The sequence below is a fragment of the Streptomyces sp. NPDC103540 genome (assembly GCF_055584445.1).
This window is the reverse complement of sequence record NZ_JBVJMA010000018.1, coordinates 63351-87120: the sequence shown is the minus strand read 5'-3', so window position 1 is coordinate 87120 and position 23770 is coordinate 63351. Positions and strand designations below refer to the sequence as shown.

The 23770-nt window shown below is 75.0% G+C and carries 22 protein-coding genes and 1 pseudogene; 15 read left to right on the top strand and 8 right to left on the bottom strand.

The window, feature by feature from the left end; translation table 11 throughout:
- The first annotated feature begins 2 nt into the window (after nucleotides 1-2).
- The 4 genes from ACZ6ZI_RS33730 to ACZ6ZI_RS33715 all read left to right on the top strand — a co-directional run bounded on the left by ACZ6ZI_RS33730 (nucleotide 3) and on the right by ACZ6ZI_RS33715 (nucleotide 3906).
- Nucleotides 3-740, top strand: coding sequence for a DedA family protein (locus tag ACZ6ZI_RS33730; RefSeq protein WP_469527418.1), 738 nt, complete (start codon nucleotides 3-5; stop codon nucleotides 738-740).
- Nucleotides 741-1039: 299 nt separating this feature from the next.
- The gene (locus tag ACZ6ZI_RS33725; protein WP_469527559.1) at nucleotides 1040-2137 is read left to right on the top strand and encodes a sensor histidine kinase; all 1098 of its coding nucleotides are present in this window, start codon (nucleotides 1040-1042) and stop codon (nucleotides 2135-2137) included.
- Nucleotides 2128-2772 (top strand): response regulator transcription factor, encoded by a 645-nt coding sequence (locus ACZ6ZI_RS33720; protein WP_469527415.1) that lies wholly within the window; start codon nucleotides 2128-2130, stop codon nucleotides 2770-2772. The genes ACZ6ZI_RS33725 and ACZ6ZI_RS33720 overlap by 10 nt, the downstream gene beginning before the upstream one ends.
- A 39-nt stretch (nucleotides 2773-2811) precedes the next feature.
- Entirely contained in the window at nucleotides 2812-3906 is a 1095-nt protein-coding gene (locus ACZ6ZI_RS33715) for a hypothetical protein (RefSeq protein ID WP_469527412.1), read from the top strand.
- A gap of 16 nt (nucleotides 3907-3922) precedes the next feature.
- On the opposite strand, the gene ACZ6ZI_RS33710 is transcribed toward ACZ6ZI_RS33715, so the two are convergent.
- From ACZ6ZI_RS33710 to ACZ6ZI_RS33695, 4 genes are all read right to left on the bottom strand, one after another.
- Nucleotides 3923-5530, bottom strand: coding sequence for an alpha/beta hydrolase (locus ACZ6ZI_RS33710; protein ID WP_469527409.1), 1608 nt, complete (start codon nucleotides 5528-5530; stop codon nucleotides 3923-3925).
- 280 nt (nucleotides 5531-5810) lie between these two features.
- Nucleotides 5811-6719 (bottom strand): allantoinase PuuE, encoded by a 909-nt coding sequence (gene puuE / locus ACZ6ZI_RS33705; protein WP_469527406.1) that lies wholly within the window; start codon nucleotides 6717-6719, stop codon nucleotides 5811-5813.
- 90 nt (nucleotides 6720-6809) lie between these two features.
- Complete coding sequence (locus ACZ6ZI_RS33700; protein ID WP_469527403.1) at nucleotides 6810-7142, bottom strand: winged helix-turn-helix domain-containing protein; 333 nt, start codon at nucleotides 7140-7142, stop codon at nucleotides 6810-6812.
- Nucleotides 7139-7555 carry a hypothetical protein gene (locus ACZ6ZI_RS33695; RefSeq protein WP_469527401.1) on the bottom strand — a complete coding sequence of 139 codons (417 nt, stop codon included), beginning with the start codon at nucleotides 7553-7555 and terminating at the stop codon, nucleotides 7139-7141. Before ACZ6ZI_RS33695 ends, ACZ6ZI_RS33700 begins: the two co-directional genes overlap by 4 nt.
- Before the next feature lie 247 nt (nucleotides 7556-7802).
- On the opposite strand from ACZ6ZI_RS33695, the gene ACZ6ZI_RS33690 reads away from it, so the two are divergent.
- Nucleotides 7803-9215 (top strand): hypothetical protein, encoded by a 1413-nt coding sequence (locus ACZ6ZI_RS33690; protein ID WP_469527399.1) that lies wholly within the window; start codon nucleotides 7803-7805, stop codon nucleotides 9213-9215.
- A gap of 98 nt (nucleotides 9216-9313) precedes the next feature.
- Here the strand turns inward: ACZ6ZI_RS33690 and ACZ6ZI_RS33685 are convergent, their stop codons facing one another.
- Entirely contained in the window at nucleotides 9314-9955 is a 642-nt protein-coding gene (locus tag ACZ6ZI_RS33685; protein ID WP_469527397.1) for a GNAT family N-acetyltransferase, read from the bottom strand.
- A 284-nt stretch (nucleotides 9956-10239) separates the two neighbouring features.
- Between ACZ6ZI_RS33685 and ACZ6ZI_RS33680 the strand changes: the two genes are divergently transcribed.
- From ACZ6ZI_RS33680 to ACZ6ZI_RS33665, 4 genes are all read left to right on the top strand, one after another.
- Nucleotides 10240-10683 (top strand): hypothetical protein, encoded by a 444-nt coding sequence (locus tag ACZ6ZI_RS33680; protein WP_469527395.1) that lies wholly within the window; start codon nucleotides 10240-10242, stop codon nucleotides 10681-10683.
- A gap of 201 nt (nucleotides 10684-10884) precedes the next feature.
- The gene (gene sigK, locus ACZ6ZI_RS33675) at nucleotides 10885-11487 is read left to right on the top strand and encodes an ECF RNA polymerase sigma factor SigK (protein WP_469527392.1); all 603 of its coding nucleotides are present in this window, start codon (nucleotides 10885-10887) and stop codon (nucleotides 11485-11487) included.
- Nucleotides 11484-12242: an anti-sigma factor gene (locus ACZ6ZI_RS33670; RefSeq protein ID WP_469527390.1), complete on the top strand. Its 759-nt coding sequence runs from the start codon at nucleotides 11484-11486 to the stop codon at nucleotides 12240-12242. Before sigK ends, ACZ6ZI_RS33670 begins: the two co-directional genes overlap by 4 nt.
- 48 nt (nucleotides 12243-12290) lie before the next feature.
- Complete coding sequence (locus ACZ6ZI_RS33665; RefSeq protein WP_469527388.1) at nucleotides 12291-13313, top strand: glycosyltransferase family 2 protein; 1023 nt, start codon at nucleotides 12291-12293, stop codon at nucleotides 13311-13313.
- 11 nt (nucleotides 13314-13324) lie between these two features.
- Here the strand turns inward: ACZ6ZI_RS33665 and ACZ6ZI_RS33660 are convergent.
- Nucleotides 13325-13614, bottom strand: a pseudogene (locus ACZ6ZI_RS33660) (hypothetical protein); the annotation flags it as partial.
- Between the two features lie 229 nt (nucleotides 13615-13843).
- Here ACZ6ZI_RS33660 and ACZ6ZI_RS33655 point away from each other — a divergent pair.
- Nucleotides 13844-14080, top strand: coding sequence for a hypothetical protein (locus tag ACZ6ZI_RS33655; protein ID WP_469527385.1), 237 nt, complete (start codon nucleotides 13844-13846; stop codon nucleotides 14078-14080).
- A 54-nt stretch (nucleotides 14081-14134) separates the two neighbouring features.
- Here the strand turns inward: ACZ6ZI_RS33655 and ACZ6ZI_RS33650 are convergent, their stop codons facing one another.
- On the bottom strand, nucleotides 14135-14341 hold the full coding sequence (locus ACZ6ZI_RS33650) for an antitoxin (RefSeq protein ID WP_469527383.1): 207 nt from the start codon (nucleotides 14339-14341) through the stop codon (nucleotides 14135-14137).
- A gap of 201 nt (nucleotides 14342-14542) precedes the next feature.
- Here ACZ6ZI_RS33650 and ACZ6ZI_RS33645 point away from each other — a divergent pair, with 201 nt between their 5' ends.
- Nucleotides 14543-15853, top strand: coding sequence for an alpha/beta fold hydrolase (locus ACZ6ZI_RS33645; protein ID WP_469527382.1), 1311 nt, complete (start codon nucleotides 14543-14545; stop codon nucleotides 15851-15853).
- Here ACZ6ZI_RS33645 and ACZ6ZI_RS33640 read toward each other — a convergent pair.
- Nucleotides 15850-16314, bottom strand: coding sequence for a hypothetical protein (locus ACZ6ZI_RS33640; RefSeq protein ID WP_469527380.1), 465 nt, complete (start codon nucleotides 16312-16314; stop codon nucleotides 15850-15852). The two genes, ACZ6ZI_RS33645 and ACZ6ZI_RS33640, sit on opposite strands and share 4 nt — an antisense overlap.
- A 156-nt stretch (nucleotides 16315-16470) precedes the next feature.
- Here ACZ6ZI_RS33640 and ACZ6ZI_RS33635 point away from each other — a divergent pair, with 156 nt between their 5' ends.
- The 4 genes from ACZ6ZI_RS33635 to ACZ6ZI_RS33620 all read left to right on the top strand — a co-directional run bounded on the left by ACZ6ZI_RS33635 (nucleotide 16471) and on the right by ACZ6ZI_RS33620 (nucleotide 23728).
- Nucleotides 16471-17133, top strand: a complete 663-nt coding sequence (locus ACZ6ZI_RS33635) for a TetR/AcrR family transcriptional regulator (RefSeq protein ID WP_469527377.1) — start codon at nucleotides 16471-16473, stop codon at nucleotides 17131-17133.
- Nucleotides 17134-17428: 295 nt separating this feature from the next.
- Nucleotides 17429-19498, top strand: coding sequence for a phosphocholine-specific phospholipase C (locus ACZ6ZI_RS33630; RefSeq protein ID WP_469527374.1), 2070 nt, complete (start codon nucleotides 17429-17431; stop codon nucleotides 19496-19498).
- Nucleotides 19499-19700: 202 nt separating this feature from the next.
- A complete protein-coding gene (locus tag ACZ6ZI_RS33625) occupies nucleotides 19701-21107 on the top strand; it encodes an SWIM zinc finger family protein (protein ID WP_469527372.1) in 1407 nt (468 codons plus the stop codon).
- Nucleotides 21104-23728, top strand: coding sequence for a DUF7824 domain-containing protein (locus tag ACZ6ZI_RS33620; protein WP_469527370.1), 2625 nt, complete (start codon nucleotides 21104-21106; stop codon nucleotides 23726-23728). The genes ACZ6ZI_RS33625 and ACZ6ZI_RS33620 overlap by 4 nt, the downstream gene beginning before the upstream one ends.
- Nucleotides 23729-23770: the final 42 nt, after the last annotated feature.

The window sequence follows — 23770 nt, the reverse complement described above, 5'->3', positions numbered from 1 at the left end:
GGATGGAGACGTACCCGGGACGGCCGTTCCGGGCGATCGACGCCGACACCCGGAGGCACCCCGTGCAGCTCGTCCACCTCGCCCGAACCACCCACGCGGCGCTGCCGCAGGAGCCCGCCGGGGGATTCGCCGGCTGGGCCGCCGACCTCGTCGACACGCTGGGCGGCCCGGGGGCCGGCCTGGCCATCGCGATGGAGAACCTCTTCCCCCCGCTGCCCAGCGAGGTGATCCTGCCGCTGACCGGCTTCGCCGCGGGACAGGGCGTGATCAGCCTCGCCTCGGCCCTGTTCTGGACCACGCTCGGATCGGTGGTGGGAGCCGTCGCCCTGTACTGGATCGGCATGCTCTTCGGCCGCGAACGCGTCCACGCGATCTGGGCCAGGCTGCCGCTGGTGAAGACCTCGGATCTGGACCGGACCGAGCGGTGGTTCGCCCGGCACGGCACCAAGGCCGTCTTCCTCGGCAGGATGGTGCCGATCTTCCGCAGCCTGATCTCCGTACCGGCGGGCGTGGAGCGCATGCCGATGCCGGTCTTCCTCTCGTTGACGGCGGCCGGCAGCCTCCTGTGGAACAGCGTGCTGGTGATGGCGGGTTACTGGCTGGGCGACCGGTGGGACGTCGTGGAGACCTACGTCGACGTCCTGTCGAAGGTCGTCCTGGTGCTCGTCGTGATCGCCCTGGTCTGCTACGTCGCCGTACGGCTGCGCGGTCGCACCGCCCGGCACCGTCGCACCTCGTGACCGGAGAGACCCGCCCGCGGCGCCCCCCGCACCCGCAACGATCTTGCCCGGGTCGGATCCCCGCACTAGGGTCGGACCCCGTGCCAGGGGAATCGGCGGAAGCGGCGTCGGCGACGGACCGCCTGCGTCCTGCCGAGCCCGCGGGCCCGCGACGCGAGGCGGATGCGGCGGACGTGCCACGCGGCGCGGCACCGGCCGACGACCGCCCGGCCGACGACCGCCCGGCCGACGACCGCCCGGCCGACGACCGCCCCGCCGACGGGCCGCCCACCGCGTGGCCCCGGCGCGCCGTCGGCGCCCTGCTCGGTTGCGCCACCGCCCCGCTCGGCGCCGGCCACCTCCTCCTCGCGGGCGCCGCCCTCGGCCCGTTCCTGCTGTGGCGGCGCACCCGCCCCGACGCCCTGCGCGCCCTGGCGGCCGGAGCCCGCCGGCTCGCCACCCTGGAACGCACCCGCCGGCGCGTCTTCTTCGGCGACCGCTTCCCGCGCTCCTACGAGGCCTCGGACGCGAAGATCCTGCGCTACCTCGCCCGGCGCAGCGCCACGGGACTGCTGTGCGCGGTCGTGATCGGCCTGCTGGGCTTCGGCGCGGTCCTGGCCGGCCTGCTGATCGCGTCGGCCGCCCGGGGCACGCTCGGCTGGAGCGAACTCCTGACCCAGGTGTCGTTGGGCGGCGTCCTGCTCTTCCTCGACCTCCAGGGCCTGTACTCGCTGGCCGCCCTGGACGCGCGGATCGCCCGGGAGTGCTTCGGCCCCTCCGAACGGGAGCTGCTGAGGCGTCGGATCGAGGAGTTGGCCACCAGCCGCGCCGCGGTCGTCCGGGCCGTGGACGCGGAACGCCGACGCATCGAACGGGACCTGCACGACGGCGTCCAACAACGACTGGTGGCGCTCGCCGTGGTGCTCGGCCGCGCCCGCCGCGCCCGCGCCCCCGAACAGGCGAGGGCCCTGCTGCTCCAGGCGCACCAGGACTCCCAGGACATGCTGACCGAACTGCGCGAGGTGGCCTGGCGGGTCTACCCGTCGGCCCTGGACAGCCTCGGTCTGCACGAGGCGCTGGGCGGGGTCGCCGAACGGTGCGGCCTGCCGATGCGCATCGCGTTCGAGGTCGAGGGACCCTTGCCCGGCCCCGTGGAGACCGCCGCCTACTTCGTCGTCTCCGAGGCCGTGACGAACGCGACCAAGCACTCCGGCGCCACCGCCCTGTCCGTCCGCGTGACGCGGCGCGGGGACCTCCTCGTCGTGCGCGTCGAGGACGACGGCAAGGGCGGCGCCGACCCGACCGGCGGCGGACTGACGGGGCTCGGCGGCCGGGTGGCCGCACTGGACGGGACCCTGCGCATCGACAGCCCCCCCGGGGGACCGACCACCCTCACCGCGGAGCTGCCGTGCGCGTGATCCTGGCCGAAGACTCCACCCTCCTGCGGGAGGGCCTGGTCCGCCTGCTGATCGAGGAGGGCCACGAGGTCGTGGCCGCGCTCGGCGACGCGCGGTCGCTGATCGAGGAGGTCGACGCGCGGCGCCCGGACATCGTCGTCGTCGACATCCGGATGCCCCCGACCCACACGGACGAGGGACTGCGCGCCGCGGTGGACATCCGCGAACGGTGGCCCGACGTCGGCGTCCTGGTCCTCTCCCAACACATCGAGCGCAACTACGCCGCCCGGCTGCTCGCGGTCAACGCCGAGCGGGTCGGCTACCTCCTCAAGGACAGGGTGGCCCAGGTCGACGACTTCCTGGACGCGCTCGAACGGATCCGCGCCGGAGGGGCGGTCATCGACCCCGAGGTCGTACGCCGCCTCGTGGTGCGCACCACGCACGGCGACCCGTTGGCCCGGCTCACGCCGCGCGAGCGGAGCGTGCTGGAGGCCCTGGCCGAGGGGCACACGAACACGGCCATCGGACAGAAGCTGCACATCTCCCTGAGCGCGGTGGAGAAGAACCTCAACGCGGTCTTCGACAAGCTGGAGCTGACCCGCGCCACCGGCTACAGCCGACGCGTCCTGGCGGTGCTGAGGTACCTGGAGTCGTAGCCGACGGCGCTGTCGGTGGCGGGGGCTACGGTCGGGGTCATGAAGACGATCTCCGTACACCTGCTCGGTTCGGCCCCCCTGGTGGGCGGGGGTGAACTGATCGACGGGTTCGCCCTGGAGGCCCGGGGCGGCACCAGCCGGCGCGCACTGCTGCGCTCCGGAGACGACCTGCTGGTGTACGACCTGGACGACCTGGACGACCTGGGGCGGGGCGGCCCGCCGGTCCCCGTCGCCGCCTTCCCCCTGCCGTGGCCGGGTTGGCGCCTGGGGGAGCATTCGGTGGCGCCGGACGCCGGCTTCGCCGCCTTCTCCGGGCAGCGCTCCGTCCGCGCCGTCGGGGCGGACGGAGCCACCCTGTGGGAGTACCGGCACGGCTGCTGGGACCAGCGGTTCGGACACGAGCACACCGGTGACGAGCGGCAGGTCTGCGGCGGCAACGAGTCCGGTTCCTGCCGGGTCTCCGACGACGGCGCCCTGGTGTGGGCGCACGTCGTCGCCCCGCACGCTCCCGAGGAGCCCGCCGCCCACGACGAGTGCTGGGTCGTCCTCGACGCCCGCGACGGCGCCGAACTCGCCCGGATCCCGCTCACCAGCGTGACCTCCGGCTCGAACCACCTCTCGCACCCGGACGGCGTCCACATGGGCCTGGGCATCGGCATGGGGCAGGACGGCATCCTGCTGCACTGGGCCCGCTGGGACGGCTCCGAGGTCACCACGTGGGACGTCAACGAGACCGAGGACCGCATCCTCATGGACGTCCATCCCGCCCACGCGGGCTTCCTGACGGTCGAGCACTACGGCGAGGACGTACGGCTGCACGCCCTGGACGGCAGCGTCCTGGCCACCGGGCCGGCGCCGGCCGCCGAGGGCGGCGGCGAGGCGGACGACTGCCGCCCGTGGGACTACGCCTGTGGCTTCGTCGACGCCGACACCGTCATCGCGACCACCACCGAGTACGACGAGGACCCCGCTCTCCCCGGCCACTGGCTACTGGACTCCCGGACGCTCACGGTGCGCGGCACCGTCGACTACCCGCGCCCCGTCGACGGTCTCGTCCGGCCGCTCGGCGACGGCACCTGGCTCACCCACGATGCGAAGGCGGGGCTCCTGCACCGCTGGGCCGTCACGCGCTGAGCCCCGGCGCCGGGGCTCAGCGCGGGAAGGGGATCACGTCGCGCGTCTCGTCGACCTCGACGCCCGGGACACGGAGGCCGACCGGCTCCGGGGGAGCCTCGTCCGCGCAGACGGTGCCCCGCGCGGGCAGCGCCAGCGTGGCGAGGTAGTCCGTGACCAGGGCGCTGACGCACGCGCTCCGGTTGTACGCGGTGTGTCCCTCGGCGGCGAAGGTCAGCAGCCGACCGTTCTCCAGCGTCCGCGCGAGGGCCACCGCGTCCCGGTACGGGGTGTCCGGGTCGCCGGTGGTGCCGAGGACCAGGATCGGGGCGGACCCGGCCGCCCGGTAGGAGCCCTCGAACCGGCCGGTGCGCGGGGCCGACCACTGGGCGCAGGTCGGCGCGTGGTTGTGGTCGTAGGTGGGCGGACCGAGCCCGATCGGGGGACCCAACAGCGGGGAGAGGGCGACGTTCGCGCTCACCACCGTGCCCGCGAGCGGCCGGCCGGTCGGATAGGCGCGGTCGACGCACTCGACGGCCAGGTTGACGTTGAGGAAGTCGAAGGTCGCGGGGGAGGGCGGTGACAACAGGAACGAACTGCGCCGTTCCTGGGCCGACTTCAGGGCCTGCCCCAGGTAGGGCCAGACGACCCTGCCCGCGTTGATGTTGAACATGAGCCGGTAGGCGAGCGTGTGGCCGCTCGCCGGGCGCCCGCTCGGGGTGATCACGGGGTCGGCGTCCAGGTCCCGCTTGAGCCGCTCGAAGGCCTGACGGGGCCGGCCCTCCCCGAACCCGCAGAGCTCGGCCTCGTCGGCGCACCAGTCCAGGAAGCGGCCCACCGCCGCGTCGAGGGCGACGAACTGGGCGGTGTCGTAGGCGTACGGCACGTCCGCGTAGAGATGGGGGTCGTAGGCCCCGTCGAGGGCCATGGCGCGCACGCGCCGGGGGAACAGGGACGCGTACACGGTGCCGACGTAGCTGCCGAAGGAACGGCCGTAGAAGGAGAGCGTCTCCTCGCCCAGGGCCCGGCGCAGCAGGTCGAGGTCCCGGGCGTTGGACGCCGTACCGATGAACGGCACCAGTTCTCCGGCGCGTTCCCGGCAGGCGTCGGCGAAGTCGCGGCCCTGCGCCAGCGCGGTCCGCAGCGCTCCGGGGCCCGGTACGCCCCGCGCGGCGTCGACGGCGGCGGTGTACCGGGCGTCGTCCCAACACTCCACCTGTCCGCTGCGCCCCACGCCCCGCATGTCGTACCCGACGACGTCGAAGGAGTCGCGCAGGGCGGCGGGGAGGGCGTCGTGGCTGCCGCGGGCGAAGTCCACGCCGGAGTTGCCGGGGCCGCCGGGGTGCAGGACCAGGACACCGGTGCGTCGGGCCGGATCGGCCGCGGGGCGCCGGGTGACCGCGAGCGGGATCGTGCGCCCGGTGGGTGCGCGGTGGTCCAGCGGCACCCGGGCGGTCGCGCACTCGAAACCGTCCGCCGGTCCGTCGCAGGGACCCCAGGACAGGACGGGCACGGGTGGGTCGGCGAGGGGCGCCGCCGCGCCGGCCCCGGGAGCCCCGCCCAGCAACGCGGTGACGGCGATCAGCGCGAGGGACGTGCACAAGGCCAGGCGTCCGCGCGGCGCGCCGGTCGAAGGGGTCTGCATGCGCGGTCCTCCGTCATGGGGGGCGGAACGTGCGAGGACGACGGGGTGGCCGGCCCGTGCCGCGGGTCCGCCACCGGGAGTCGACTCCTGCTTACCACCGGGCGGGGCGCCCCGCCCGCCCCGGCGCACGCGCGCGCCCCCGTGGGAAGGCGCACGGGGGCGGCGGGCGGCGGGGCCGGACGGGTGAGCGGGTGACGGCGGACCGCCCCCCGGCGGGGCCCGCGCCCGCGCCGACGCCGGGGGTCGGGCCCATGCCGATGCCGGGGGTCGAGCGGCGGGTTCAGTCCCGGGGCGGGTGCGTGGCGAGCCAGTGGCGCGCGATCTGCTCGCGCGTGGCCACCCAGGCTCCGCCGAGTTGGGCGACGTGCCGCAGGAACCCGTCGAGCGCGCGGACGCGGCCGGGCCGGCCGAGGATCCGGGCGTGCATGCCGACGCTCATCATGCGCGGGCGGTCGGCCCCCTCGGCGTGCAGGGTGTCGTACGTGTCGACGAGGTAGGAGAGCATGTCGTCGGCGGTCGTGAAGCCGTGGACGAGCAGGAACTTGAAGTCGTTGGCGTCGAGGCTGTACGGGACGACGAGGTGCGGTCGGCCGGCCGTCTCGACGTAGAAGGGCAGGTCGTCCGAGTAGTCGTCGGAGTCGTAGAGGAAGCCGCCCTCCTCGACGACGAGGCGTCGGGTGGCGGCGCTGGTCCGGCCGGTGTACCAGCCGACGGGCCGGCGGCCGACGAGCCGCTCGACGGTCGCGACGGTGCTCGCGACGTCGGCGCGCTCGATGTCCTCGGGGACCTCGCGGTAGTCGATCCAGCGACGGCCGTGGCCGGCCACCTCCCAACCGGCGGCGCCCATCGCCCGCGCCGCCTGCGGGTTGCGTTCGAGGGCCTGCCCCACGGCGTGGACGGTGACCGGCGCGTGGTGGGCGGCCAGCGTGCGGTGGAGGCGCCAGAACCCGGCGCGGGCACCGTAGGCGAACATGGATTCGACGTTCAGGTCGCGCCCGCCGACCACGGGCGGCGCGCCGACGATCTCGTGGAGGAAGCCCTCGGAGGCGGGATCGCCCTCCAGGACGTTCCGCTCGCCGCCCTCCTCGTAGTTGAGGACGAGGCTGACGGCGACGCGGGCGCCGCCGGGCCAGGCGGCGTGCGGAGGTTCGGCGCCGTGGCCGACGAGGTCGCGCTGATGCTCGGACACGGCCGCACCCTACCGCCGATGGGCCGCCCGGTCGCGGTGGCGGAGCCGCGTCGTCCGGAGCCGCCGTTCGGCACCGTCCGGCGCGGCCCGTCAGGCCGGCGGCCCCGCGATCGCCGTGAGCGCGGCGATGTGCCGCCGGTACGCGGCCGTCCCCTCCGGCGTCAGGGACAACCAGGTCCGCGGCCGGCGCCCGACCTGCCCCTTCTCCACCGCCACCCAGCCCGCCTCCTCCAGCCGGGAGACCTGCTTCGACAACGCGGAGTCGGTGATCTCGACCAGGTCCCGCACGTAGGCGAACTCGGCCTTCTCCACCGGGGCGAGGGCGGCGACGATCGACAGGCGCACGGCCGAGGACAGCAGCGGCGCGAGCGCGTGGCGCGGATGCGGGGCCCGCACCGCGTCCGGGGACGGTTCCGGCGTCATGCGGTGCGCGCCTCCCGTCGGGCCGCGTAGGCGGCGGGCAGCGCGCAGACGAGGGCGGCGACGACCGCGAAGGGGACGCTGCCCACGAAGAGGGTGAGACCGAGCGCGAGGACCGACAGGTAGGCGAGGGTCCAGACGCCGATCACCCGCAGGTGCAGCCGGGCGTGGCCGCGCGGGACCACGGGCTGCCGGGTGGCGAACACGGACAGCCCGACCACGACGAGGGCGTTCGCGAGCGTGCTGACCACCGTGCCCGTCGGCCCGCGCCACAACAGGACGGAGGGGACCACGACGAGCTGCCACGCGGCGAACAGCCACAGGTAGCCGGTGTACCAGCGCGAGCGTCCCCGCGTGCTCGCTTCGATCAGCGCGATCCCCTTCAACGCGGCCGCGGCGTCGGCGTGTTCGCCCATGACAGACCCCTCCCGTGGTCGCCGGGCCCCTCGGACCTGCCGGCCCGGCATCTACTTTCCACATTAGCAAGTACTTGCCGATCGGGGGAGTGGGTGCGGTGGTGGAGGGAGTCGAGGTGGCCGGCGACCGTCCGCCGGGGTCCGCGTCCGGTCCCCGCGCCGCCCCGCCGGACCCTTCCCGCCCGCCGGCCGGCCGGGGGCCACCTGCCTCGGTCGCCCGCGGGCGTACGGGGCTACTGTGACCCGCATGATCACCGAAGCGGGGGAGCCGACCATGAACGACAACGCCCAACGGCCCGTGACGCTCATGATCGGCGGCGGCGCCGCCGCGCCGGCCCGACCGGCCGGTGCCCTGCTGGTCGACGACCGGGGCGGCCTGTACCACCGGGGCGTCGTCGCCGACCTCGCCCACACGCCCGACCAGCTGCGCGGCCTGGGCCGGTACGGCCTCGACCCGTACGCCTACGCCGCCCCCGCGCAGCGGGTCCCGGCGGCGGCCGTGGCGATGTGGCTGGACCGACTGGCCGCCTCCGGACCGGTGGTCGACGGTACGGCCGAGCTGGCGCTCGACCGGGAGCGTCGACTGGTCGCGGCGATCCACCCCACGGGAGCCGCCGACCGGGTCGTCGTCGACGTCGAGGGCATACCCACCCTGGCCCCCGGTCTGCCCCCGCAACTGGTGCCCGGCACCGGACCCGAGCTGCACTCCTTCGACTGGGCCGCCGGCCAGCTGCTCGCCGACCTCGTCAGGACGGGGCCGGTGGGCAACGGCGCGGCGACGGCTCTGGTCGACCTGCTCAACCGGCAGGGCGGCCCGGCGGACGTACTGGCCCTGCTGGACCACGTCGACCCGCAGCTGCTCGCCCGCGCCACGGCCCCGATCGAGGCGATCCGGGCGTTCGCCGGCTACCTGCGGGCCGGTGAGAGCGCCCCCGGACGGCTGTGCTTCGGTGACGCGCTGGTGTACGGGCGGGTCGCGGCGATGGCGGCCGACAGTTGGATCGTGGCCGGCGGCGGAGACCACGCGCTGGCCGCGGCCGAGGCCGTCCTCATCGGCAACCCCGCCGCCCGAGTGACCCTGGTCGCCGGGGAGATGGAGCCGGCGGCGCTCGGTACCGCCCGCTACCTGGACCTGTGGCGCCGGCACACCGCGGCCGGAGGGGGCGACGGCCGGCTGGAGTTCCGTACCGGGGTCGAGCCCGGCCCGATCGTCCTCACCGCCGCCGGCCGCTTCGCGGAGGGCGGGGTGGAGGCCGACGGCTACGCGGCGTCGATCGGTCGGGCCCGCCGACTGCCGCTCGCCGTGGGCCGCCTGGCGCGCTGGGCCCGCCAGGCGGGCGGGCAGGTCACCGGCGCGCTCCTGTTCGACACGGACCTCCAGTACCTCGGCTACCGGCTGCACTTCGCCGCCGAGGGCCTGCTGCACCAGGTGGACGTGACCGGGGCCGCCTCGTGGTTCCTGCCGGCCGACGTGTTCCCGGCGCAGGAGGCCCGCAGGGTGGAACTGATGGGGCGTCGCGCCGTGCCGCCGGAGTCGGGCGTCACCCCCACCGACCTGCTGCCGGTCGTGGAGCAGGGCGCCCGTCTGGCGGCCGCCCGCGGGCAGTGGGCGGTGCGGGAGAGCGCGACGGTGCCGGAGCGGTGGGTGCCGTCGTACTGAGCCGTTCCCCCGGGCCGCGCGCCCGGGCCGCCCCGCCCGGCGGTGTGTCGGGGTCGTGGGGGAGGCGCCCCCCCCCACGACCCCGAAGCCTCACCCGCTCAGGGGCGCAGGGGCGCCGCCCCCGCCACGGGCAGCTGTGCGGGGCGGTCGAGGAAGGCCAGTACGGCCCGCTTCTCGGGGAGGTGGATCTCCGGGAGGTCGATCTCGGGCAGGGTGATCTCGCCCTGGCGCACGAAGCCGATCCGGCCGAGCAGGGCGATCGCCTTCTCGTTGCGCGCGTCGGGCTCGCCCACCGCGCGCAGGACGGCCGGGTCGCGGAAGGTGAAGCGGATGAGGGAGTCGACGAGGGTGCGGCTGTAGCCGGGACGGGGGCGGTCGGTGATCGGCGCCAGCATCAGGTGGACGCCGATGTCGCCCTCGCGCACCTCGTAGCACTCGCTGACCCGGTCCTCCTCCGGCTGGTACGTCTGGAAGAGCGCCACGGGCTCGTCGTCCAGCCGGACCATGTACGCGTGGTGGGTGTCCCGGCGGTCCACGTCCTCGTAGATCTCCTGCACCAGCTCGCGACCGGCACCGTTCATGCCCCAGAACGCGGCGCGCTCCTCGACGACCCAGGAGTGCAGCACGGCGGAGTCCGCGGCGGGGTCGACGGGGGTGAAGCGGACGGTGCCGAATCCCTCGACGGTCTCGCGGTACACGTCGGCGCGCGGGGTGGTGAGGACGGCGGACTCGGGTCTCATGCGGCTCTCGGTTCCTTCGTGACGGCGGGTTCCGGTCGGGGAGCCCCCGCCGGACCCGCAAGCTCATTAGGTAAGGCTGGCCTAAGTGTAGATCGTCGCTGCGGGGGCGGTGCACGGACCCCACCCCTACCGGGAATCACCTGGGCAAGGCGATTTCGAGCCTGATTCTGGAAATTTCCCATCCTTCGCCCTGTGGGCACCGAATACACACATGAGGCTCCCGAGCCTCTCGGGGCTCAAGGGACGCCGATCCGACTGCGTGAAGAGGGAAGGAGGCGAGGGTGATGACCGCTTCACTGCGCGCCCGGCGCGTGCTCGTCGGGGTCACCTCGGCCGGACTCCTGGCGGGTGGGTCGCTGCTGGGGCTCTCCGGCACCGCCAACGCGGCCCCGGCCGCGTCGACCGCCGTGAGTTCGACGCCCGCGGCCGACCGCGACAACCGTGACCGTGACCGCGATAATCGTGACAACCGGTACAACTGGGACAACCGTGATCACCGGGACCGCCACGACCGCTGCACCTGGGTCAAGGGCAAGTGGGGCAAGAAGTGGGTGAAGGGCCACTGGGAATGGAAGTGGCACTCCGGTGGCTGGCGCCAGGCCGACCGTGACCACGGCGACAAGCACGACGGCCGGTGGGGAAAGGGCTACTGGAAGAAGTACTGGGTTCCGGGCCACTACGTGAGCCAGTGGATCCCCGGTCACTGGAACTGCCACGGCAAGTGGTAGCGCCCCGCCTCGACGCGACGGGGTCCCGCGGCGGTGACACCGCCGCGGGACCTCCGGGAGCCGAGGCGCCGGACGCCGTTCTCCCGACGCCGTTCTCCCGACAAGGACAGCCATGCGACGCAGACGCCGCCCCCGGCCGGCCCGCCCCGACCGCCTCCGAGCCCCCCGCACCGCGCGGGCCCGAGGATCGGGACCCGGCCCGTGAGTCGGCCCCTCCCCTTCGGCCCCGGACCCGGCCCCGGAGCCGGAGCCGGCCGGCGCACCGACCTGGCCCAGGTCATGCGCAGGGTCGCCCACGGTGACAAGGACGCGTTCTCCGACCTGTACGACGTCCTCGCGCCGCTCGTCTTCGGCATCGTGATCAAAGTCGTCCGCGACCGCGCCCAGTCCGAGGAGGTCACGCAGGAAACCATGATCGACGTCTGGCGGCAGGCCGCCCGCTACCGGCCCGAATCCGGCAGCGTCACCACCTGGGCCGCGACCATCGCGCACCGTCGGGCCGTGGACCGGGTCCGCTCCGCGCAGGCGTCCGCGGTCCGCGAGCAGGTCCAGGCCGCCCACGCGCACGAGACGGCGTTCGACGAGGTCGTCGAACAGGTCGAATCCCGGCTCGACGGCGAACGGGTGCGCCGTTGCCTGCGGTCCCTGACCGAGCTCCAGCGCGAGGCCGTGACCCTGGCCTACTACCGGGGCCTGACCTGCCGCGAAGTCGCGGAAACCCTGGACACACCCCTCCCCACCATCAAGACGCGCATGCGCGACGGCCTGATCCGCCTCCGCGACTGCATGGGGGTGACCACATGAACAGGAACCGGCCCGACGACGACGCCCACGCGCTCACCGCCGCCTACGTCCTGGACGCCCTGGACCCCGCCGAACGCGAGCGGTTCGCCGCCCACCTCGCCACCTGCGAGGCCTGCCGCCGCGAAGTGGCCGAGTTCCAGTCCACCACGGCGCGCCTGGCCGCCGCGGTCGGTCGCACGCCGTCCGCCTCCGCGAAGCGCCGGACCCTGGCCGCAGTCGACACCGTGCGCCAACTCCCGCCCCGCGCCGCCGTGATCACCACCCCGGCCACCCTCCGCGACGTGCTGCGCCGCCGGGCCGGGATCCTCATCGCCGCCGCGAGCGTGCTCGTCGCGGCCTCCTTCGCCGGGCTGGCCGTATGGCAGCACCAGGAGAGCCGCGCGTACGAGGAGCGTGCCCGACAGAGCCAGCAGCGCCTCGACGACGTCACCTCCATCCTCGCCGCACCCGACGCCCGCACCGCCCACGGCCGGACGACCAACGGGGCGTCCACGACGGTCGTGGCCTCCGCGCGGCAGAACAGGGCCGTCTTCACGGCCACCGGCCTGCCGCTGCCGGTCGGCGGGAAGACCTACCAGCTGTGGCTCGACCACGGGGGCTCCGTGCGCCCCGCCGGCTTCCTCCGCCAGGACGGCAGCGTGCTCATCGACGGCGACACGACCGACGCCGGCCTGATCGGACTGACCCTCGAACCCGCGGGCGGATCACCGCAACCCACCACGGTCCCGCTGCTCGTGATGGACCTGCCCGCCTGAGGCCGCCGACCCCTGGCGGCCCGCCGCGCCATGGTCCATGATCACCGGATGGCCGGATGGAGACCCACCGAAGGACGGGGCCCCGCGCCCCGCGAGGACCGCCCCGGGGCGGGAACGCCCGTGTTCGTCATGCCGTACTACGGCGACGGGCCCGATGCCCCCGACCACCTGCACCAGGCCGTCGAGAGCCTGCGGGCGCAGACCGACCCGGCGTGGCGCCTGGTCCTCGTCGACGACGCCTCTCCCCGCCCCGGCGGCCGGGACGCGGTCGGCGAGGTGCGCGAGGCGGACCCCGCGCGGATCACCGTGCTCCGGCAGCCCACGAACCGGGGCCAGGGGCACGGCCGCAACGAGGGCGTGCGCTGGGCCGCCGGGCGGGGCGCGCCGTTCGTCCTCTTCCTTGACGCCGACGACATCGCGCACCCGCGACGGTTGGAACGGACCCGAAGGACCTTCGCCGACCGCCCCGAAGTCGACTTCCTCTACTCCTCGTTCACCGTCGTCGACGAACACGGCGAAGGGGTGGCCCCCGACCGACTGACCCCGTCCGTGCGGGAGATACTCGACTCCCACGCCAGCGCGCCCGAAGGACCGGACGCCTGGATCCGGATCGGTGTGGAGACCGGCTACACCTCGCTGACCTCGACGGTGTCCGTCCGTACCGCCCTCGCCTCGGCGCACCCCTTCCCGGAGGTCCGCGGTTCCGAGGACGCGCACACCTGGCTGCGGATGGCCGCCGGCGGCACCTGCGTCGCCTACGAGCCGGGCATCCCCGCCCGGTACCGGATCCCGCAGAGCGCGGACGGCTCCCGCGACCGCGGCCGGATCGGCGTCCACGCCTACTACCGCGGGAAGGCCGAGGTCGACACCGACGGCTTCCGCCGGGCCCTCGCCATCGCGCTGCGGCGCGGCACGATCACCGCCCACGAGGCACCCGAGCTGCTCGCGGCGTTCCTGCGCCGGCTGGCCCTGACGATGGAACGCGAAGGGCGCCCCGAGCTCGCCGCCGAGATCCTCGCGGCCCCGGAGGCCGCTTTTGCGCGGACCAAAGGCCTCCGGCCGACCCGCTGATACGGCGGTTCCCGCAGGTCCCGCGGCCCCTCATCGCCCAGCGGCGTGGTGCGGCCCGCCAACGCCAGGTGGAGGGAGGTGAGTTCGTCATCCGTCGGATCGCCCAGGTGCAGGACCGTCATGCGGTCGCCCGCCGCGGCGATCAGCTCGTCGTGGTGGTCGAGGTGGAGAGCTTGAAGCCGACGGACATCAACGCGGCGTCGAACCTGCGGGCCGCCGCCCCGCCTTCCCCGACCGGCCCGGTGGGGCGGGGGACGCGACGGGTGTGCGGGACGACAAGAGGGGTGAGTCGCCGGACCATTGGGCCATGATCCCGAGGCCGGGCGCACGACCGCACCCGGTTTTCGCCGGGCGGGTCGGCCCCGGGGCGCGGACCGTGCGGTCCACGGACGGCGGGCGCGGCGAGGGCTCCACCCGGCTCCGGTCGGACCGCGCGGCACCGCGCCGCGTTGGGCCGTACGGGAAGCCGATCGGACCCCCGGAACGTGTCGCCGCGCCCGTCACCGGCGCCGGCGTGGAACCGTCGCCGTATGACCGAAGGACTGACACCTCACCTCTCCCCGGCTCGGATCACCGTGCTGGGCGTCCAACCCGGCAACCCGCCCTTTCGCATCGTGGAAGTCGACGGGGAATTCGTCGGCAGGGCCATGTCGATGACGGACGTGTTGCTGGTCGCCGCGGACATGGGCATCCAGATCAAGGACCTCGACGACCTCGACGAGGTGCAGTGGGTCGGCGGCGGCAAGTTCACCTGGACCACGACCTAGGAGGACGCGGAAGAGGCGGCCCGGCCGCGGCCGAGCCGCGGGAGCCCGCCGGGCTCAGGGCCGGGGCGGGCCCTCGCCCCCCGCGGTGGGCGGCGGCTGGGTACCGAGCTGGTCGTTGATCCTCTTCTGTACCTCGTCCACCTGGCCCTGGTACTTGTTCTGGGTCTTGGCGTCGAAGGCGTCTCCGGCCTTCTCGACCCCTTGGCGGGCCACGTCCTCGTGGCCCTTGATGAGCCCCTTGAGCTTGTCGAGCATGGACATGCCTCGTCCTCTCTCCGGGATGGCTGTACACCCAAGTCTCCGACCGAGGGTTCCCCTCCGCATCCGGAGCCGGCGCGGGATCCGCTCCCGGGGCCGCGCCGGTAGCCTGGGCGCCGAAATCCGTACGGCGCGCCGGCCCCGGTCCGGCCTTCCGTCCGGCCTCCCGTCCCTCCGCGCCGGTCACCGCACCCAGGGAGTCCCGTGACCACCGACCGCAGCTACCGTCAGCCCGGCGTCGTCCTGACCGACCACCACTTCACCGTTCCGCTGGACCACGCGGACCCGGACGGCGAGTCCATCGAGCTGTACGCCCGCGAGGTCGTCGCCACGGGCAAGGACCCCGACACCCTGCCCTGGCTGCTGTACCTGGAGGGCGGCCCCGGCTTCGGCGCCCGCCGGTTCGTCGGGCGGCAGGCCTGGCTGGAGCGGGCCCTCGACGAGTACCGGGTCCTCCTCCTCGACCAGCGCGGTACGGGGCGCTCCACCCCGGTGTCCCGGCAGACCCTGCCGCTGCGCGGCACCCCCGAGCGGCAGGCCGCGTACCTCGCCCACTTCCGGGCCGACTCGATCGTGCGCGACTGCGAGGTCGTACGCCCCCTCCTGACCGGCGGCGCGCCCTGGACCGTACTGGGCCAGAGCTTCGGGGGCTTCTGCGCCACCCACTACCTCTCCACCGCCCCCGAAGGCCTGAGCGCGGCCCTGATCACGGGCGGTCTGCCCGCGCTGGACGCCACCGCCGACGAGGTGTACCGGGCCGCGTACGCCCGGATCGAGCGCAAGAACCTCGCCCACTACGCCCGGTACCCGATGGACGTCGACCGGGTCCGGCGGATCGCCGCGCACCTCGCCGAGACCCCGACGGACCTCCCCGGCGGCCACCGGCTCACCGTGGACGCCTTCCGCTCCCTCGGCATCCTCCTCGGCACCGGGGACGGCGGCCACCGGCTGCACTACCTCCTGGAGGACGCCTTCGTGCCGACCCCCGCCGGGCCGGCCCTCTCCGACGCCTTCCTGGAGGGCGTCCGCGCGGAGCTGTCCTTCGCCGGGCACCCGCTCTACGCGCTGATCCACGAGTCGATCTACGCCCAGGACCCGGCCGTGCCCACCGCCTGGGCCGCCGACCGCGTCCTCGCCGAACACCCCCGCTTCGACGCCGCCGCGACCCTGGCCGGCGACGGGCCGCTGCTGTTCACCGGCGAGACCGTGCACCCCTGGCACTTCACCACCGACCCCGCGCTCGTCCCGCTGCGCGAGACCGCCGAACTGCTGGCCGCCCGTACGGGATGGCAGCCGCTGTACGACCCGGCCCGCCTCGCGGCCAACGAGGTGCCCGTCGCCGCCGCGGTCTACCACGACGACATGTACGTGGACACCGCGCACTCGCTGCGCACCGCCCGGGCGATCCGGGGCCTGCGGACCTGGGTGACGGACGAGTTCGAACACGACGGCGTCCGCGCGGGCGGCCCGCGCGTCCTGGACCGCCTGCTGTCCCTCGTGCGCGACGAGGTCTAGCCGAGGGGCCCGCCGAGCGGCCGGAGGTCGGGGCCGGAGAGTTCGGCGTCCGCCCGGGCCGTGACGTGCGCGAGGGCGCGGGCGGCGATCTCGCGGTCGGCCGTGGGGAGGTCGCCGTACAGCCGCTCGGTCAGCGCGGCCACGGCGTCGGTGAACCCCCGGTGCACCCGGTCGCCCGCGTCGGTGAGGGCGCCCGCGGCGTCGACCAGGCCCTCCTCGGCGAGTTCGTCGAGCAGGGCGTGTGCCTGCGACCCGTCGATCCGCAGCGTCGTCGCCACCCGGTCGACGGCGCCGTCGCGGTCGAAGCCGTCGGCGACGGCCTTGAGGGCCACGGACCGGTGGAAGGTCAGGCCCGAGCCGGCGAGGAGGCGGTCGCGTACGGCGGCGATCGCGTGGTAGGCGAGGCCGATGGTCTGACCGGTGAGGAGGGGGGCGGTCGCGGGGGCGGCGGGCGTGGTCATGGTGGTGATCTCCCTCGGGGCGGTGCGTCTGCGGGCTGTGACCGACCGTCATCCGGAGGGCTCTCCGGTTGACGTGTCGCAACCATAAGCGGAGAGGGCTCCGATTCTCAAGGGGTAACCGGAGAACTCTCCGTTCCCTCCGCTACGCTGCTCCGCATGACCGCCCCCACCGAGCGCGCCGATGCCGCCCGCAACCGCCTGCGCATCCTCGACGCCGCCCGGCGCCTCCTCGCGGCGGACGGGTTCGCCGAACTGTCCCTGGACGCGGTGGCCAAGGAGGCCGGGGTCGGAGTCGGCACCGTCTACCGCCGCTTCCGCGACCGGCCGGGACTGGTCTACGCGCTGATCGAGGACAACGAGAACCGCTTCCAGGAGACCTACGCGCGCCGCGGGGGCGCGACCCCCGCGGCGCGCGAGCGACTGCGCGCCTTCCTCCACGGCATGGCCGAACTGGTCGAGCAGAACCGCGCGTTGCTGCTCCTCGCGGAGGCGAGCGCGCCCGCCGGGCGCTACCACAGCGCCCCCTTCCGTCGGCACCACGGGCAGATCGTCGACCTGGTCGCGGAACTCGCCCCCGGCGTGGACGCCGCCTACGTGGCGGACCTCCTCCTCATGGCCTACACCCCGGGGCTGTTCGACTTCCAACGCGCGGAGCGCGGCTGGGACCTGGACCGCATCAAGCGCGGGCTCGACGTGTTCGTCGCCGGCCTCGGCGCGGCGGAGGGCGAGGGGAAGGGTGAGGGAAAGGTCGAGGGAAAGGGCAAGGAGAAGGCCGAGGAGAAGGCCGAGGGGGAGGGGCGCACGTCGTCGGCCGGGTGATCGGGGCCGTCGGGCGGGCGTCACCCCTCGGGCGGCGCGTACGCCCGCGCCGCAGGGCGGTCGACGGCCGCCCGCCGCCGTGCCGGACGGGCGCGCGCCCGGTGTGATCGGCGGTGCCCGCCGCCGGCGGAACGTTCCCCCGGGCGACGGAAAATGGCCGAACTTCTGCGCGAAGAGACTGCCGTTCGCCTGGTGTATCCGCCGACGTCACGCCAGGCTCCCTCTCCGGTACCCCGGGCAGGCTGTTCTGGGTGCGCTCCAGCACCCCTCGATCAAAGCAGAGGTCCCTCTCGCCATGGCAGAACTCAATCGCCGCCGTTTCCTCCAGCTCACCGGCGGCGCCGCCGCCCTGACGCTGCTCAACGAGAGCATCGCGCGGGCCGCCGCCATCCCCGCGCAGGGCGCGACCGGAACCATCGCCGACGTCGAGCACGTCGTGGTGCTGATGCAGGAGAATCGTTCCTTCGACCACTACTTCGGAGCCCTGCGCGGCGTCCGCGGATTCGGCGACCCCCGCCCCGTGACCCTGCCCTCGGGCAAGCCCGTCTGGAACCAGGCCGACAACGCGGGCAAGGAGACGCTGCCGTTCCGGCCCCCGTCGGACGACCTCGGCATGGAGTACCTCCAGGGCCTCAACCACGACTGGGCCGGCGGTCAGAGCGCCTTCAACCGGGGCCGGTACGACAACTGGGTGCCCGCCAAGACGCCGGCCACCATGGCCCACCTGACGCGCGAGGACATCCCCTTCCACTACGCCCTCGCCGACACGTTCACCGTCTGCGACGCCTACCACTGCTCGTTCATCGGCTCCACCGACCCCAACCGCTACTACCTCTGGTCGGGCCACACCGGCAACGACGGCAAGGGCGGCGGCCCGGTCCTGAACAACGCCGAGGCCGGCTACGGCTGGACCACCTACCCGGAGCGGCTGGAGGCGGCGGGCATCTCCTGGAAGGTCTACCAGGACATCGGCGACGGCCTCGACGCCGCCGGCTCCTGGGGCTGGATCAACGACGCCTTCCGGGGCAACTACGGCGACAACTCGCTGCTCTACTTCGACAACTACCGCAACGCCCGGCCCGGCAACCCGCTGTACGAGAAGGCCCGCACCGGCACGAACGCCAAGGCCGGCGAGGGCTACTTCGACCGCCTGCGCGCGGACGTCGAGGCCGGCGCCCTGCCGCAGGTCTCCTGGATCGCCGCCCCCGAGGCCTTCAGCGAACACTCCAACTGGCCCTCCAACTTCGGCGCCTGGTACATCGCGCGGGTGCTGGACGCGCTGACCTCCAACCCCGACGTGTGGGCCCGTACCGCCCTGTTCATCACCTACGACGAGAACGACGGGTTCTTCGACCACCTCGTGCCGCCGTACGCGCCCGCCAACGCCTCCCAGGGCCTGTCCACCGCGCCGACCGAACTCGACGTCTTCCCCGGCGGGCCCGGCTACGTCGCCGGACCCTACGGTCTGGGCCCGCGCGTGCCGATGCTGGTCGTCTCCCCGTGGAGCACCGGCGGATACTCCTGCTCCGAGACCTTCGACCACACCTCGGTGATCCGTTTCATGGAGAAGCGCTTCGGGGTGCACGAGCCCAACATCTCGCCCTGGCGCCGCGCCGTCTGCGGCGACCTGACCTCGGCCTTCGACTTCGCCCGCAAGGACACGACCGGCGTGCGGCTGCCCGACACCGGCATGTGGGAGCCGCAGGACCGCGAGCGCCACCCCGACTTCCGGGCCACCCCGCCCGCCGTGGGCACGATGCCGCGTCAGGAGAAGGGCAACCGCCGCACCCGGCCGCTGAAGTACGCCCCGTACGTCGACGGCGCGGCCCTCACCGCCGAGGGGAAGTTCCGTCTGACCTTCAGCGGCGGCGCGGACCTGGGCGCGCAGTTCCTCGTCACCTCCGCCAACCGCACCGACGCCCCCTGGACCTACACCACGGAGGCGGGCAAGTCGATCGCGGACACCTGGAACACCCGCTACTCGGCCGGGGTCACCGACCTGACCGTCCACGGCCCCAACGGCTTCCTGCGCTCCTTCCGCAACCCCGGCACCACCCCCGGCCCCGAGATCACCGCACGCCACAACGCCACCACGGGAAACCTGGACCTCACCCTCACCAACGCGGGCACCTCGACCGCGACGCTGACCGTCACCAACGCCTACGGCGGCGGCCCCAAGCGCCTCACGGTCGCCAAGGGCGCCACCGTCACCCACTCCGTCCCCCTGCGCAACACGCGCGGCTGGTACGACGTGACCGCCACGGCCTCCGGATCACCCGACTTCCGACGCCGCTTCGCGGGCAAGGTCGAGACCGGCGCGGCCGGCCTCTCGGACCCGGGGATCCTGACGGACGGCGGCTCCTGACGCTTCGCTCCCCCCGTCGGGACGGCCCCCGTCGCGCCCCGGTCCGCCCCGACGGTGCTCCGAGGACCTCGCCCGTGCTGCGGCCATGGACCTCGACCTCACCCTGCGCAGGGCGGACCGGGCGCGGTGCGGCGCCGTCCGACGGGACCCCGCGCCGCCGCCCCCGACGGCGTTGTCAGTGGGTGCCCCTAGCGTCTGCGACATGACGCGGATCGCACACACCTTCGCCTACGCACGCCCCTCTTCGCTCACCACCGCCGGAGCGGGCCAGGCCCTGAACCTGGAGACGGCCGGCGGCCTGACCCCGACCGGCGCGGACGCCCACCCCCGCTTCTTCGCGGGGTTCCTGAGCGCCCCTCAGGCGGCCTCGCGGGCGCTGCTCGCCGTCGCGGACGTGGCCGCCGCGCGCTACTACCGCCGCACCCTGCGGGCCTCGCTCGACCCGGTGGTCACGGGCAACGGCGACCGCCTCCGCTTCGAGTCCTTCTCCGGCTGCTGCGGGGTGTACGCCCGCCTCGACGTGCTGCCCGAGGGCCTGCGCGGCGCCGACACCGGCCACGGCACCACCAACGTCGACGTCAACAACCCGCTGCGCGAGGCGCTGTCCCGCCTGACCGGCGACGACCCGCTGCACCTGCGCGTCGGCCCCGACGAGATGACGGTGACCACCCTCGACGGGCCGGTCGTCGAGAAGAAGGTCCCCCTGCCGGACCGTTGGCTGCGCGGCTTCGCCGAGTCCCAGGCCGTCACCACCGGCTTCGACCTGCGGGCCGAACTGGGCGCCGCCGAGACGAGCCGGTTCCTGCGCTCCCTGCCCCGCACCACCACCGGCGGCGCGGCCACGAGCGCCGTCCGCTGGGTGGTCCCCGCCGGCCGGACGCTGCGCCCCACCACCCGGCCGGTGCCCGGCGCGATCTGCCTGCCCGGCCCCGAGCGCCTCGCCGCCCTCCAGCGCGTCCTGCGGCACGCCACCGGCCTGCGCGTGTACGGCCCTCCGCAGGACGGCTCCCACCCCACCGCCTCCGCCTGGGAGGTGGGCCTTCCCGGCATGCGGCTCACCCTCACCCTCTCCCCGGAGACCGACCGCGGGTTCTCCGGCGAAGGCGGTGTCCTGGAGGCCCTCGCCACCGACGCGGCGGCCGAGGACGCCGAACTCGTCTCCGTCCTGCTCGCCTGGGAACCGCGCATCGACCCCGCCGACCTCGCCGACCAGTCGGGCCTGACCGTGGAGCGCGTACGAGCCGCCCTCGTCCGCCTCGGCACGGCGGGCCGGGTCGGCTGGGACGTGGCCGAAGCCTCCTACTTCCACCGCGAACTCCCCTACGACGCCCGGCGCGCCGAGCGCCACAACCCGCGTCTGGTCGCCGCCCGCGCCCTGCTGGAGGCGGGCGCGGTCACCCTGGAGCGGCCCGACACCGCCGTGGTGGCCTCCGGCGAACGCCACTACCGGGTCCGCGAGTCCGGCGGCGCGCTCAGCTGCACCTGCCAGTGGTGGGCCGACCACCGGGGCCGGCGCGGCCCCTGCAAGCACGCGCTCGCCACCCGGATGGCCCTGCGGGCCGCCACCGCTCCCACCACCGCCCCCGCCCCTTCCGGAGCCGCACGATGAACACCGACGACGTCCTCGAAGCCGTACGGGCGGGCCGCGCCGCCGAACTGCCGGGACTCCTGAAGCCCCTGGACGCCGCGGAGCGCCGGAACCTCCTCACCGCCCTCAAGGCGCTGCGCGCCGAGCTGCGCGCCTCGCGCTGGGAGCGTTGGCAGGACCGGGACCTGATGAGCCCGGCCCTCGTCATCGCCGGAGCCGCCTGCACCACCGGGGCCGCGGCCGCCGCCGGCTGGATCGGCGCCACCGACCTGCGCCGTTGGCGCCCCCTTCCCCCGACCGCCGTCCTGCTCGACGTCATCGCCGACCGGAACCCGAAGTGGCTCGGCGACCTCGCCCACCGGCTGGCCGCCCGCGCCGCCACCGCCGAGCAGGACTACCCGCTCATCCGCGAACTCGTCGGCCGGTCCGGCTGCGCCATGCCCACCACCGACGGCGTCGTGGAGGGCTGGGCGGCGGGCGTGGGCGCCTCCCGCACCCCGCTCGCCGTCGCCCTGCGCGAGGACCCCCACGTCACCGCACTCGTTCCGCGCCTCTTCGAGACCGCCGAGCCCGTACGCGCCTTCGCCCGCCGCTGGGACGCGGACGACCCAGAGAAGTGGCCGGGGGCCCTGGCCACCCTGGCCGAGGAGGGACACGTGGAGCGCGCCGTCCTCCTCGACGGCTGCGCCGCCCGACTGCTGCGCGGCGGCAAGCCCGCCCAACTGAAGCCGTACCAGGCCATCCTGGAGGCCCTGCGCCCGACCCCGCAGGAGGAGGGGGAGCGGATCGCCGACTGGATGGCCCTCGCCGCGGACGGGCCCTCCGCCGTCGCCGGCGCCGCCCAGCAGACCCTCGCCCGGCTCGCCGCCGCGGGCCGACTCACCTCCCGCATGCTCGCCGAGACGTCGGCCGCCGTCCTCTTCCGCCCCGAGAAGAAGCTCGTACGCGCCCAACTCGTCCTGATCGGGCGCGAACTCACCCGCGACCCGGCCACCGCCCCCGAACTGCTGCCGGAGGTCGCCGAGGTCTTCGGGCACGAGGACACCGACCTCCAGGAGCGGGCGCTGAAGCTGGTCGCCGCCCACCTCCCCGACGATCCCGCCCTGCGCGCGGAACTCGCCGACCGGGCCGGGCTGCTCAGCCCCGCCCACCGGGCCCGCGCCGTCGAGGTCTTCGGACAGGACGCCGAACCCGCCGCACAGGCCGACCCCTACCGCGAACTCCTGCCGCCGCCCCCGCTCCCGGCCCCGCTCGCCCCGGCCCCGGAGACGGCCGCCGAGACCGCGGAACTCGTCGCGGCCGTCGTCAACTCCCGCACCGCCGGCGTCGAGGAGTTCGAGCGCGCCCTCGACGGCCTCGTACGCCACGCCCACCACGACCGGGCGGCCCTCGCCGCCGCACTGCGCCCCGCCCTGGAGGGCCGCTGGTGGCTCGACGCCGCGCGGTCCCGGCGGCACACCCACGGACTGCCCGGTCTGGAACGCGTGGCGGCGGCCGTCCTGGGCTCCCCGCCCGGCGACGATCCCCGGGAGGCCCTCGGCACGTGGCGCCACGCGTGCCACCACACCGGACTGCACGGGGTCGTCCACGCGCGCGTCGACGAGGCGGCGCGCGCCATCGCCGACCGGCCGCTGCCCTTCCTCCTGGCCACCCCCACCGAGGACACCGGCACCCTCGACGCCCGGGTGCTCGTCGCCCGCCTCGCCGAGTACGCCCGCCTCGGCGACCGACCCGCCCCCGCGGACCTCGCCCAGGCCCTGCTGCGGGTCCGGCGCGACGCCGCCGTCATCCCCGAGGCCGCCGCCCTCGGCACGCCCGAGGGCGACCGGCTCGCCGCCTGGCTCGGCGAGGACGGCGGGCCGGTGGCCGTCACCCGCCGCACGGCTCCGGCCGTGAGCCACCGCTGGGGCGGCGGGACCCCGGCGCGCCTCGTACTGGACACCGGGGCACGCACGATCGTCCGGCGCGACTTCCCGCACCCCTTCCACGACCTGGCACGGGCCCGCGAGGCGGCCGACCGCTGCTGGGACGGCCGCGACGACGCCTGTCTCCTCGCGGTCCTGCCCGAGGACCGCGAGACCCTGGCCGCCTGGTGGCTGCCGGTCGTCACGGCCTCCGCCGTGCACGAGGCGCGCGAGGGCGCCGCCGTACTGCCCCCGCTCGCCGCGGCCGGCGGACCCGCGGGCCCGGCCCTGCACCTGGCGATCGCCACCGGGCTCGGCGCCCGCCACCCCGAGGACCGGCTCGGCGCCGTGGACGCCCTGCTGACCCTCGCGGCCCGGGGCCAACTCGACGCCGCCCGTCTCGGCGACGACCTCGCCGAGCTGATCGCCCTGGGCACCGTGAAGCCGGGCCGGCTCGCCGACTCCCTGCGCACCGCCGCCGCCGGCGGCGCCTACGCGACCACCTGGGCCGTCCTGGCCGTCGCCCTGCCCGCGCTGCTCAGCGGGACCACCGACGCACGCGGTTCCGGTGACATCGTGGCCACGGCCGCCGAGTGCGTGGAACAGTGCGGGGCCGCCTCCCCGGAGCCGGCCGGGCTCGGCGAGGCCGCCGCCCGCGGCGGCAGGTCCCGCCTGGTCACCCAGGCCGCGCGACTGCGCGACGCCCTCCACCGCAACGCGGCGGCCGCGGCGGCCTGAGACCCGCACGCCGGGCCGGGGGAGGCACCCCGGCCCGGCGTC